Genomic DNA, 12833 nt, shown 5'->3' on the forward strand with positions numbered 1-12833 from the left:
GGCGAAAAAGCTTGGATTTCCTGCGCAAAAGCCGCCGCAGAATCAGGCAACGGTAAACTTACTTGGATGTCAGTAGCAAGATGGAAGGGCTCCTCCGCGCAAAGATTCCTCCAGTGAGGAGGCTACCCGCAGGCCTTGACGGGCATCGTGCGCGCGAAGTTCGAGATCGTCGCGATCAGCTCCGACGGCTCGACCGGCTTTGGCACGAACACGTTGAAGCCGGCCTCGAGCGCCGCGCGGCGATCCTCCACGCGGACATAGCCGGTCAGCGCGATGGCCGGTATCTGACGCCCTCCGCGTTGCTCGCGTGCTCGAAGACGGCGGATGAACGAGTAGCCGTCCTCGCCCGGCATGGCGAGATCAGAAATGACTACCGACGGCTGGTACCAGCGGAGGATCTCGAACGCCTCCGCCGCGGAGCCCGCCGTGCGAACTTCGGCTCGCTGCTCTCCGAGAATCGCGCACAGCATCGCCAGCGTGTCCGCGTCGTTGTCGACGAGGAGAATCCGCATGCCTTCGAGCTGGCCGGCGCGGCCAGGCGAGGCGGTCGCCTCGTCGCTCGCGCGCACCGGAGCTACTTCGCGGACGCGCGAAACCGGCAGCATCGGAAGACGAACGGTGAACGTCGCACCGTGCCCCGGCCCCTCGCTCTCGGCGCGTACGGTTCCTCCATGAAGCTCGACCAGATGCCGCACGATCGCGAGCCCGAGCCCGAGGCCCTGATGCCGGCGAGTGCTGCTCCCGTCCGCCTGGCGAAAGCGATCGAAGAGATACGGAATGAATTCGGGTTCAATCCCTTCGCCGTTGTCGATGACCTGGATCTCGAGCTCCGACTCGTCTCGAGTCAGCCGCACGTCCACGCGACCGCCGCTCGAAGTGAACTTGATTGCGTTCGACACGAGGTTCCAGACGACCTGCTGCAGACGGATCGCGTCACCGAGAATCGGCTTGTCACCATGGATGCCTGCAGGTCCGATCACGACCGACAGATTGATCAACTTCGACCGCGCGGCCAGCTCCAGCGCCGACGTCGCACCCTCGATGACGCGCAACGGATCGACCGGCGCCACGTTCACCTTGAGATTTCCGGTAATGATCCGCGAAACGTCGAGGATGTCCTCGATGAGCTGCGCCTGGGTGGTCGCGGCGCGCTCGATCGTCTCTACGGCGCGCTCCGCGATGGCCGGATCGAGGGAATCGTCGCGAAGCATGTGGGCCCAGCCGATGATCGACGTCAGCGGTGTGCGCAGCTCGTGGCTCACGGTTGCAAGGAATTCATCTTTCAGGCGGCTCGCTTTCTCGCTCACCGTGCGGGCATCCTGCTCGAGCCGCAGCAGCCGATGCCGTTCTTCCAGCTCGTGCTGGGCCTGGCGATGAAGGCTGACGTTCTCGATCGCGTTGGCCGCCATTTGCGAGAAGAGATCCATCAGCTGCATTTCGCGGTCCGACGGACGGTGCGGCTGGCGGAAATGCACCGACAGCACGCCGATGATCTTGCCGGCGCGCGTGATCAGGGGGGTGCTGTGACAGGCACGAAATCCCGCGCGGCGGGCAGCACCCCGATGCTCCGCGAACAGCGGATCGGTTTCGGTATCTTCGACGACGATGCGCCGTCGCATCGTGAGGCACGAGCCGCAGCTTCCTCCGCCAGGCGGAACCCACGCGACCTCACGCAGGAACTTCGCGTCGAACCCGTTGTGAGCCTTCAGCGTGAGGCCTTCGCGCGTGGTTTCGCAGAGCGAGAGCAGGCCCATATCCGTGCCCTGCACCGCGAGCGCTCCGCGCAGTGCGACCTCGAGGACCGAAGCGATGTCGAGATTCTCGGTCAGCTTCGCGCTCAGCTCGTGGAGCTGGCGCAGATCCTCGACCTGCTGTTCCAGCATGGCGTTGACGCGCGAGAGGGCGGTCTCCGCGCGCTGGCGCTCGTGAACCTCGAGCTCGAGCAGCTGAGCCTTGTGCTGCCACTCGACGATGCTGTGCAGGCGATCCTCGGCGCTATCGAGCCGCGAAAAGCTCTCCGGCGGTATGATGCGCGAGTGACTGCGGCAGACTTTCTCGAACGGAGGGGCCGCGTCGAGCCCGGACATGCCGTGGAACGGATACGCGCAAAACAGCGTGAAGGAGCGCTCCTTCAGCAGCTCGTTCCAGCGCTCCTCGAGCTCGATCGCAGCTTCGCGGCTGCCGCGAGCCCATAACAGCGCAACCATCTCGCCGAACACCCGGACCCGCGGATAGCGCTGAAACGAGCTTTCGACCAGACGGCCGACGATCGTCCGAAAGCGGTCGCGGTCGACGAATCCGTCGACGAGCATCTTTTCCAGAAGCTCTGATGCGTCGAGCATCGTGAGCTGCCCGGTTTCGCTGGCACTCGCGAGGTCGATGCCGGCGTCTGTCAGCCTTACGTGCAGCCTCTGGTTGTGCGCGGACGTCCCCACCACGATGCAGGCCTCGCCGTCTGCGAGACCCTCCGTGACGAATTCGAAAAGCGCAGTCAGGAGGACTTCGTCGTGCTCGAAGAACTGGACGTAGTGCTCGGGTACCTCGCCTTCCCCTGCCGGGCACGCGTGCGGGCCGAGAGGAGGAGCGAACACTGGCGCCGGGGCGCCGGAGTACGCGGTTGGCGAAGTGGATGAAGAACCCATGAAACCTCCGAAGCCGTCCGCTGGCGCGGTCGAGGCCGATGTCGGCCTTCTGCCGTACCGCGTCCCGAAACTCGTCAGCGACGCTAACAAGCAGACACCGGGGCGAGAAGACGTTCTGCCCGGAAGCGAGGAGGTTTTTGTCAGATGGGCCCCGGACGGGGCCTCAAGCCTGCGCAGCCGCGATGATTTCGCTGCGCGTGGCAAGACTCTCGACGATCGCGCCGGTTGCTTCGAGAGCAGCGACGCCATCGTTTTCCTGACGATCGACGACCGTGATGACGAGCGCGACCTTGCCCCCGGCGGCGCGTACGGCATCGATCGCCATGAGCGTCGACGCACCGGTTGTCACCACGTCCTCGACCAGTGCGATGCTGGCATCCGGACGGAACCGTCCGTCGATCTTCTGCGCAGTGCCGTGGTCCTTGACGTCCTTGCGCACGAAGAATCCGTCGAGCGGATACCCGCGCGCCGACGCTGCCGAAAGCGCCGCAGAAACCAGCGGGATCGCGCCGACGGCCATTCCGCCGACGAGAGTGATTGCGTGCGACTGCAGGCGGTCGCACAGCAGCTCGCCGACGGCGCGCGCACCGTCCGCGCGAAACACCGTCTGCTTGACGTCGACGTAGAAATCGCTGTCGCGACCGGACGCGAGCCGGAAGATTCCTTTCCTGTAGGAGAGCCTCGCGAGAAGCTCCACCAGCGTTCGTCGATCCACAGCAGGGGCCATGATTGCTCCTTCGGTCATGATGCACTCACGATCGGGAGTCACGCAGCGATTCCGAGAAACCGGTGCAGATGACCGGTGAACTCGGCGAAGCGATCGTGATGGACCCAGTGCCCCGCATCCGGGACCTCGACGTACGTCGAATCGTGAAACGCGCCGGCGCGGCCGTCCTCGACCGGATTCTGCGCCCAGCTCTGTCCGCCGCGCACGAGCAGCACCGGGCACTGGATGCGGCTCCAGAGTCTTCGCACGCCTTCCGCGTCGTAGCGGTAAGGGCCCCACACCCGCACGTAGTTGTCGAATTTCCAGACGTAGTTGCCGTTTTCGAGGCGCATCACGCCGTGAATGGTCAGGTGGCGTGCCATCTCGACTGAAAGATGCGGATTGGCGTCGCGCATGCGCGCTTCGGCATCGGCAAGAGTCGCGTATTCGTGCGCCTTGCGCGCGGGAAGCGCCTGCGTGCCGGTGATGTACTCGCGGATGCGCTCCTCGATCGGCTTCTCCATGAGATCTTTGAGCATGGCGGGCGGCGGGCCCATGCCTTCGATCGCACAGATTCTCGAAACGCCGTCGGGGAATACGCCGGCGTATTGCAGCACGATCGCACCGCCGAGCGAGTGGCCGACGAGCGTGACCGGAGTCTTGCCGACATGCCGCAGCAGCTGGGCGAGATCGAGGACGTATTCGGCAATCCCGTAACTGGATCCGATCGCCCACGCCGAATCGCCGTGCCCGCGAAGGTCGGGCGCAATCACATGATAGTCGCGGCACAGTGTCGTCGCGACGAAATCCCAGTTGCGGCAGTGATCCTGGCCGCCATGCACCAGCACGCACAGCGGCTTGTCGTCGTTTCCGTAGTCGACGTAGTGCAGCCGCAGCCGCTGGGAGAAGAACCAGTGCGACGTGGGTGAGACGATGGCTTCGGTCGGGAGCACGCCGGTTCCTCCTTGGCTTGCTGAGGCCTGCAGAAAAGCCGCGGTATCAAACCGGAAAAGATTCTCGCAGTCCATGCGGGCGTCTCGTGCGATCATTCCCGCGGGGTCGCGTGCATTCGCCCGCTTGCCGAGGCGGTGCTAGAACGCGCCGCCATGCTGGCCTTCGTGATGGAAGCAGGCGGACCGCGCCTCGAGCGCGAGTACGCCGCGCCGGTTGCCGACGGCAAGCTCGGACAGAACCTCGTCCGCGTGCGCACGCTGGTTGCCGGGATCTGCAACACCGATCTCGAGATCGCCCGCGGATACATGGGTTTTCACGGCGTGCTCGGGCACGAGTTCGTCGGTGAAGCGATGACCGGCGCATGGGCCGGTCGGCGCGTGGTCGGCGGAATCAATTTCGGATGTGGATGCTGCCACTGGTGTGCGAGCGGGCTTGCCCGCCATTGTCCCTCGCGAAGTGTCCTCGGCATCGCCGGTGCCGACGGAGTGCTGGCCGAGGAATTTCTCATCCCCGAGCAGAACCTGCTGGCCGTTCCCGACTCGGTCTCTGACGAAGTCGCTGCGTTTGCGGAGCCGGTCGGCGCCGCGTGCGAGATTCTCGAACAGCTCGGCGCAGCGCCGCGCGGTGACGCTCTGGTTCTCGGAGCCGGCAAGCTCGGAGCGGTCGTCGCGCAGGTGCTCGCGTCGAGCGGCTATCGCGTCGATCTGGTCGGACGTCATCTCGATCGCGTGGGATGGCTCGGCGAGCGTGGCGTGCGGCTGGCCGGTGCCGTGCCGGACCGGACCGGGTACGCGCTCGTCGTCGAAGCAACCGGAACCACCGATGGACTTCGCATCGCGATCGATTGCACGAGGCCGCGCGGACACCTCGTGCTCAAGACCACCGTCGCCGGCGCCCACCAGATCGATCTTGCGCCGATCGTGATCAACGAGATCACGATCGTCGGATCGCGCTGCGGCCAGTTCGAGCCCGCGCTTGCAATGCTGGCCGACGGTCGCGTGTCGGTAGCTCCGCTGGTCGACGCGCGTTACGCGCTCGAGGACGTCGAAACCGCGTTCGAGCATGCCGGCCGCCGCGGCGTGCGCAAGGTGCTCGTGCGGGCCAGCTGATGGATTTCTCGTATACGCCCGAACAGGAACGTTTCCGCGGTGAGCTGCGCGCGTGGCTCGAGCTGCGCAAGTCCGAGGGCGCGTTCGGATCGCGCGAGCACCGCACACTCGACGAGGTCGTCCGCGACGGCCGCCGCTGGCAGGCCACGCTTCACGAGGGCGGCTGGTGCGGCATTCACTGGCCGAAGGAATATGGCGGGCGAAGTGCCGGTCTGCTCGAACAGATCATCTTCCAGGAAGAGCTCGCCCGTGCCGGCTCACCGCAGCTGATCAACCTTCTCGCGCTCAGCATGGTCGGGCCGGTGCTCATCGCGCACGGAACCGAGGAGCAGAAGCGTCGTTATCTCAAGCCGATCCTGACGGCCGAAGAGATCTGGTGTCAGGGCTACAGCGAGCCCGGAGCCGGTTCGGACCTCGCCGCGCTGTCGACCAGGGCGGTGCGCGACGGCGACGCATACGTGATCAACGGACAGAAGGTCTGGACCAGCTACGCGCAATATGCGGATTTCTGCATCCTGCTGGCGCGCACCGATCCCGAAGTGCCCAAGCACAAGGGCATCACGATGTTCATCATGGACATGCGCGTCCCGGGAGTGGAGGTGCGGCCGCTTCGCCAGATGAACGGCGACAGCGAGTTCAACGAAGTCTATCTCGAAGACGTGCGCGTGCCGCGCGAGAACATGGTCGGAAAGGAAGATCAGGGCTGGGACATGGCGGTTGCGCTGTTGATGCACGAACGCGCCACGCTGACGTTCCAGCGCCAGCTTCAGTCGCGCGTTGCGCTTTCCGATCTGGTCCGTTTTGCGAAGGAATGGACCGACGCAGGCCCGCCGCCGATCGAGGATCCGATCCAGCGCCAGCGCATCGCCGAGGCCTGGATCGAGAGCGAAGCCATGCGCCTGACCGCGCTGCGACACCTGACCCGCCAGCTTCGCGGCGGCCATCCCGGGCCGGAAGGGTCGATGGAGAAACTGTTCTGGAGCGAGATGTACCAGCGGATGCTGATGGGCGCGGTCGCGATGCTCGGGCCGTATGGAAACCTTTCGCCGGATGACGAGCTTGCGCCGCGCGGCGGCCAGTGGCCGCACCTCATGCTCTATTCGCGCGGCCGGACGATTGCGGCCGGAACGTCCGAGATACAACGCGGCATCATCGCCCAGCGCGTGCTCGGATTGCCGAAGGATCGCTGAGCTATCCTGCCGGTTTTGCGCGGACTCTGTTATCTATTGTCACTTACTGTGCACAAAAATCTGCATAGTATGACTTGGGACACAGCGTGGCGCGGCGTGGTCTGGTACACCTGACTGCGCAGCTGGTGCCAGCCGGCTGAACTCCGGGGCCGGCTCCCGCGATCTCAACCGTCCCCCGGCGAGGCCGGATGTTCGTGACTCCTCCGCGATCATCCGGCCTTTTTTGGCCTGATTCGCGCACGAACAGCGTCCCGGGATGAAAGGCTGGATGCGTGGCTGCTACAGCGCGCCGGCTTCGCTGCGTCGATCCGCTGAAAAGCTGTTGCGGATTGCCGCCGGCATCCGCTCTGCGAGCAGCGACGGATCGTGCACGATCACGTGGCCGCGGCCCCATTCGATCAGGCCGGCCTTCTTCCAGTCGGATATGACCTTGTTCAGCGCTTCGCGCGACGCCCCGATCGAATCGGCGAGCTCCTGCTGCGACAGGCCGTGCTGGATGACGAGCGAGCTTCCGGTGCGCTGCGACTCGAAGCGGGCAAGGTAAAGCAGCCGCTGGTAGAACCGCGACGGAACGTCGAGAAACCGCATGCTCAGGCTGAGATCGCACGCCGTGCGCAGCTTCGAGGAGACGGCCTCCAGCAGACGGATCGCCACGGCCGGTCGACGCTCCAGAAGGGCGATGAGCTCCACGCGCGGAACGAACGCAATTTCGGTTTCGGTGATTGCGATCGTGCTGGCAACGTAAGCCGGCTGCTCGAACGCGGCGATCTCCCCGAACACGTCTCCCGGCCAGAACATCGCGATGATGAACTCGGCTTCTCCGTCCGGCGACGGAAGCACGACCTTGACGCGGCCCTTTCCGACAACTCCGAGCGAATCGCCCGGAGCACCTCGTCGGATGATCTCGGCGCCTTTCCGGTAGCGTTCCCACAGGCAGCGCGGAGCAAGGCGTTCGAGGTCGGATGATGGCGCCGCCTGGAAAACCGGCGACATCGCGAGGATGCCGAGCGCAGATTCCTTTGTACGATCACCCATAGTGACTCCCCGGCCCCCCGGTGTTGTCGCGGGCGCAGATCCGGAAGGCTTGCTGCAAACGGACAGTGCCTGCCGGTTGTGCAGCCGCGCACCTTAACGTGGCAGTCACAATGTCAGTACTGTTTCGTCACTGTAGAGAAAAAAAGGACAGCAATCAGGTGACTTTTTTCACCTCACGTCCGAAACTCGTCGCACGGGTGCGAATTCCCGAAAATGAAACGGGCGCGGACACCTTTCGGTGCCGCGCCCGGACAAATCCCAACAATTTCCCCGCGCGAACCGTCGCGCGGAGGATCTTCGTCAGCTCGCCTTCGCGTGCCGGATGCGTTTGCGCTCCCGTTTTGCGTTGATGCTGTGCCGCCTGCCGTTGACGCGCCGGAACGGGAATCGATAGACCTGCCCCTTCATTCCGTCGCGCTGCGCTCGTGAGCGCCAGTCGGCAAGTCCGGTGCGCAGATAATCGGGTTCCATGTCGAGTGCCTGGCAGATGCTCGCGAACGAGAACGGCCAGCTCATGTCGTCCGACTGCAGCCACGCCTCCACGTCGAAGTCTTCCGCTTCCTCGATCATCGCCCGCGGCTGGATGAATGCGCGCTGGAACGACGCGATTGCGTCCTCGAGCACGGCCAGCATGAGGCGCTTTTCCGGAACGAGTGACGCCTCGGCGAAGATCCGGTCGTAGAACTGAAGAGGCGTCATCGTGTCGGGCTCGACCATTCTCGTGGCCGGGTCTTCGACACACACCGTTTTCGATTTGCGCGGCTCCGAAGCCGGTTCGGACGCCGCTCGAGCGAGTTGGCTCATGTTCCCCTCATTTTCCTTCTGCGAGACGCAGCCCTCACTCGTCTCGCGTTGCGAACGATAACCCCGCCGGCTTCACCCGGCGGCCTTCGACTTCTTCCCCTCTTCCTTTTCCTGACGCATCTCCTGAATCAGGCGGAGCAGAAGCTTCCGCCGCAGCAGGACGATGAAACGCTCGACGAGCTTGACGCCGGCAAGCGCCATCGTGGCGACCTGCCCTTCCTCGATCTTCCCGGTCACGGCGCGCGAGAACATCTTGAGCTCCTCGCGCGCGAGCCTCTCGACCGCATCGACGTAAATCGGCAGTGAGACCTGCTGGGGAATGAGGTCCTGCCGGAGCCCGGCCTGCTCGAGCTCGGCCATGGTCTCGAGCATCAGCAGATCGTCGCCTTCGAAGTACCGGGTTCCACCGCGATCGACGGGCTCGAGGGCGCCCTGGCGCACGGCGAACTCGATCTCGTCCTTGTCGATGTGGAAACGCTCGACTGCCTGCTCGAGCGTCATCGGAAGCTGGCCGGGAGTGAAATGGATCGCTTCGTAGAACGTCCCCTCGAGCCCCAGCAGCGTGTCGACCTCGCGCGGGCTGATGATCGAATCGTTCTGGTCGAGGATGGCCTTGATGACATCCAAGGGAAGGAAACGCTTCTGCTGAAGCTCCTTGATGAAGCGGATGCGCGTGACGAACGAGCGATCATAGTAGGCCATGTTGCGGCCCGTCTTGAGTGTCGGCGCAGGAAGCAGTTTCTCGCGGATGTAGAACTTGATCGTCGCGGTGGACACGCCGGTCTCACGGGACAGGTCCGAGATTCGAAGGAGCCCGTTCGTCGTAGGAGTTTTTCGGCGCAGCGCGGAGGGCATGACTTGACTCAGTGGAGTGTGTGATCGGGCCCCGCTTCTTACTGAAACGCGTTCCCTTCTGTCAACGAAAATCGTAGGTTATTCGCGATGATGCGAAGCGTCATCGCTTATGCCGCTATCTACTCGACCCGGTTCGCATGACCACGCTCACCGCCGTTTCCGGGTCTGTCGTCCGGGTAATGCATCGCAGGTCACATTTGCCGGGTCCGTGGGGCGATCCGCCACGAAGGCCTGCCGACCGGTCATGCAGACGCCGCCGGCGATCGATTTGTTGACTCCCCGCGGCTGAGGACATAGGCGGCGCGAGTGCAAACCGCCGTTTTCGACCTCACTACGCGGCGAAAAAACCTCGAATTGGCGGCCTCGGCCGTCGCCGATGTCGTCATCGTCGGCGGCGGCATCACCGGCGCCGGAGTCGCACGTGAGGCATCCCTGCGCGGCCTGGCCACGGTACTTCTGGACAAAGGCGACTTCGCCTCCGGCACCAGCAGCCGCTCCTCCAAGCTGATTCACGGCGGCCTTCGCTACCTTGCCCAGGGCGACATCGCGCTGGTGCGGGAAGCTGCCCGCGAGCGAGCGGTGCTTCGAAGGCTGGCGCCGCACCTCGCCGAGCCTCTGTGGATGATGATGCCGACCGCGTCGCTGGCCGGTCGCATGAAGATGCAGGCCGGGGTCTGGACGTTCGAAAAGCTGGCCGGCGACGAAGCCGGCGAACGCTACCAGGTTCTCGATCGCACGCAGACGCTCGACAAGGAGCCGGGACTGAGGCCCTCGCCGCTCGCCGGAGCCGTCGTATTCCAGGAATACCTGACCGACGACGCCCGCCTGGTTCTCGAAAACATCCAGTCTTCGTCGGCGCTCGGTGCACTGGTCGCAAACTATGCCGAGGTCACCGCCGTCGAGAGCGATCCCGAAGGCCTTCGGCTGAGCGTGGTCGACCGCCTCAGCGGAGAGTCGCTCGTCATCCGGGCGAGAAGTCTCGTCAATGCAGCTGGTCCGTGGTTCGAGCGCGTCCAGTCGATGGCGTCGTGCTCGCGCGCGTCCGCAGAAGGCGGCGCACGCCTCGCGCTGACGCGCGGCATCCATCTGGTGGTGCCGCATTCGCGCCTGCCGGTTCGTCACAGCGTGGTGCTGAAGTCTCCCGACGGACGCTCGACGTTCGTCGTTCCGCGCGGCCGCGTCGTCTACATCGGCACGACCGACACGCATTACACGGGGGCTCCGGAAGAACCGGGCGTCTCGGCTGCCGATGCGCGCTATCTGCTCGACTCGGTGGCTGCGACATTTGCCGATGCACCGGCCGCACACGAGATCGTCGGCACGTGGTCCGGCGTGCGCCCGCTGCTGGCACAGGAAGGCAAGTCTCCTTCGGAAATTTCCCGCCGCGACGAGATCATCACGGGCCCCGGGCCGGTCGTCGCGATCGCCGGAGGAAAGCTCACGACGTACCGCCGCATGTCCGAGCGCGTCTGTGCCGAGGTGTTCCGCGTGCTCGGGAAGTCGGCGGATGCTTCTGTCGACTCTTCTCGCATCCCGCTGGCCGGCGGCGGATCGGCCGATCAGGAGACGGCGCGCGCGTCGGCCACGCCGCTGAAGGACTCCGCGCTCGAGAAAAGACTCTGGCGCACGTATGGCACCGCCGCCCGCAACCTTGCGGAAAGCATTCACGCCAATCCGGAGCTCGGCGCGCCGGTCGCAGGCCTCGAAGACCTCACGCACGCCGAAGTCGAGCACGCTGTCCGCTTTGAAATGGCGACCGGGCTCGACGACCTGCTGAGGCGTCGCAGCCGCATCGCGATGTTCGACACGGCTGCGGCAATCGCTGCAGCTCCCGGAGTGGCACGCGCGCTCGGGCGCGTGCTTGGCTGGGACGACGAAAAGATCCGAAACGAGAGCGATCGAATGATCGCGCAATGGACGGGGGAGCTGGCTGTCGTTCGCTCCGCGTGAGCAACGCCGATTTTCAAGAATCCGCGAACCGATTGCCATTCGAACAGGGCGTTCGCGGCACGAGCGGCAACGACGGCGGACACGACACACGTCACACGGCACGATACGCGTCATATCGACACGACGCAGAACCGACGGAGGTAGGACACATGAGCTCGACGATCGCCTGCGCAGACCTCGCACCTGCGCTCGCACGCGAAATCGCCGGACTGGAGATCGTGACCGACGCCGCGTCCGTCGAGGCGAAAAGCCGCGACTCGTGGATGCGGTCGCTGCTCGAATCGCGCCGCAGCGGCGCTCCTCGTGCAGCGGTTGTCGTTCGTCCGTCTTCGGCCGCCGAAGTGGCCGCCGTGCTCGCGTTCGCCGATCGTACGCGTACCCCGGTCGTGCCGTTCGGCCTCGGCTCCGGTGTCTGCGGCGCGGTGCTCGCCGACGGAAACGAAATCATCCTCGATCTCAGCCGCATGAACCGGCTCCTCGAGATCAACGACCTCGCGCTGACCGTGCGGGTCGAAGCCGGAATGCGCGGCTCGGACTTCGAGGAAGAGCTGAACCGGCGCGGCTACACGATGGGCCACTGGCCGCAGTCGATCGGCATCTCGACAGTCGGCGGCTGGTGCGCGACGCGCGCATCGGGCCAGCTTTCGACGCTCTACGGCAACATCGAGCAGATGCTGCTCGGTTGCCAGATTGCACTGCCCGGCGGGCGCCTGATGAACCTGCCCGCGGTGACCCGCTCGGCCACCGGTCCGGATCTTCGCCACCTGTTTCTCGGCAGCGAGGGCACGCTCGGCGTGTTCACCGAGCTCGTGCTGCGGATTCATCCGAAAGCCGAAGCCAGCGTCGGGCGCGCGCTGTCGATGCCGACGCTTCGATCGGGGCTCGAAGCTCTGCGCGAGATGCTGCGCGCGGGCTGGACGCCGGCAGTCACGCGCCTTTACGATGCCACCGAAGCCGGCCGCAATTTCGCAGTGAACGCCGACGGCAATCCCGTTCTGCTGCTGATGAGCGAAGGCGCGCCGGATCGTGTTCGCACCGAAATGGCGGCTGTCCTCGGCATCGCGCACAAACATGGCGGTATCGATCGGGGAGAGGAGCCGGTCGCGAGCTGGATCGAGCATCGCAACAAGGTTCCGTCGTTCGAAAAGCTGCTCGCTCAGGGCCTCGTGGCCGACACCATCGAAGTCGCGATCGGATGGGACCGCATCGGCGACCTGTTCGATACCGTCAACCAGCGCGGCGCGGCGATTCCCGGAGTCTTTGCGATGTCGGGTCACGTCTCGCACTGCTACACGCAGGGCGCGAACATCTATTTCACATTCGTTGCGGCCGAGAGCGATCCGGGTGCCGCGATCGGCATCTACGACAGTGCGTGGCGCACGACCATCGAAACGACCATCGAGCTGGGCGGTACCATCGCCCATCACCACGGCATCGGTCGCGTGCGAAAGCAGTGGCTTCGGCGCGAGCTCGGCGAAGGCGTCGAGCTGCTTGCCGCGCTCAAGCGCTCGTTCGATCCGAACGGCATCATGAATCCGGGGGTTCTGATCGACGCCTGAGCGAAAGCTTTCGCGGACGGCTGCGAGAA

At 64.9% G+C, this 12833-nt stretch carries 10 protein-coding genes; 4 read left to right on the forward strand and 6 right to left on the reverse strand.

What is annotated here, in order from left to right:
* Window positions 1–122: 122 nt before the first annotated feature.
* From VN634_07785 to VN634_07795, 3 genes are all read right to left on the reverse strand, one after another.
* A complete protein-coding gene (locus VN634_07785) occupies window positions 123–2642 on the reverse strand; it encodes an ATP-binding protein (protein HXC50766.1) in 2520 nt (839 codons plus the stop codon).
* 163 nt (window positions 2643–2805) lie between these two features.
* Window positions 2806–3369 carry an orotate phosphoribosyltransferase gene (gene pyrE, locus VN634_07790; protein HXC50767.1) on the reverse strand — a complete coding sequence of 188 codons (564 nt, stop codon included), beginning with the start codon at window positions 3367–3369 and terminating at the stop codon, window positions 2806–2808.
* A 38-nt stretch (window positions 3370–3407) separates the two neighbouring features.
* The gene (locus tag VN634_07795) at window positions 3408–4301 is read right to left on the reverse strand and encodes an alpha/beta hydrolase (protein ID HXC50768.1); all 894 of its coding nucleotides are present in this window, start codon (window positions 4299–4301) and stop codon (window positions 3408–3410) included.
* 153 nt (window positions 4302–4454) lie between these two features.
* Here VN634_07795 and VN634_07800 point away from each other — a divergent pair, with 153 nt between their 5' ends.
* The gene (locus tag VN634_07800) at window positions 4455–5411 is read left to right on the forward strand and encodes an alcohol dehydrogenase catalytic domain-containing protein (protein HXC50769.1); all 957 of its coding nucleotides are present in this window, start codon (window positions 4455–4457) and stop codon (window positions 5409–5411) included.
* Window positions 5411–6601 carry an acyl-CoA dehydrogenase family protein gene (locus VN634_07805; protein HXC50770.1) on the forward strand — a complete coding sequence of 397 codons (1191 nt, stop codon included), beginning with the start codon at window positions 5411–5413 and terminating at the stop codon, window positions 6599–6601. The genes VN634_07800 and VN634_07805 overlap by 1 nt, the downstream gene beginning before the upstream one ends.
* Window positions 6602–6880: 279 nt before the next feature.
* Here VN634_07805 and VN634_07810 read toward each other — a convergent pair whose 3' ends face one another.
* The 3 genes from VN634_07810 to VN634_07820 form a co-directional block, all read right to left on the reverse strand.
* Entirely contained in the window at window positions 6881–7636 is a 756-nt protein-coding gene (locus tag VN634_07810) for a Crp/Fnr family transcriptional regulator (GenBank protein HXC50771.1), read from the reverse strand.
* 300 nt (window positions 7637–7936) lie between these two features.
* Window positions 7937–8440, reverse strand: a complete 504-nt coding sequence (locus tag VN634_07815; GenBank protein HXC50772.1) for a hypothetical protein — start codon at window positions 8438–8440, stop codon at window positions 7937–7939.
* 72 nt (window positions 8441–8512) lie between these two features.
* Entirely contained in the window at window positions 8513–9295 is a 783-nt protein-coding gene (locus VN634_07820; protein HXC50773.1) for a MerR family transcriptional regulator, read from the reverse strand.
* Between the two features lie 306 nt (window positions 9296–9601).
* Here VN634_07820 and VN634_07825 point away from each other — a divergent pair, with 306 nt between their 5' ends.
* Window positions 9602–11245: a glycerol-3-phosphate dehydrogenase/oxidase gene (locus tag VN634_07825; GenBank protein ID HXC50774.1), complete on the forward strand. Its 1644-nt coding sequence runs from the start codon at window positions 9602–9604 to the stop codon at window positions 11243–11245.
* Window positions 11246–11394: 149 nt separating this feature from the next.
* A complete protein-coding gene (locus tag VN634_07830) occupies window positions 11395–12804 on the forward strand; it encodes an FAD-binding oxidoreductase (GenBank protein ID HXC50775.1) in 1410 nt (469 codons plus the stop codon).
* The last annotated feature ends 29 nt before the right edge of the window (window positions 12805–12833 follow it).

This window comes from Candidatus Limnocylindrales bacterium (assembly GCA_035571835.1).
GTDB lineage: Bacteria > Desulfobacterota > Binatia > UBA1149 > CAITLU01 > DATNBU01.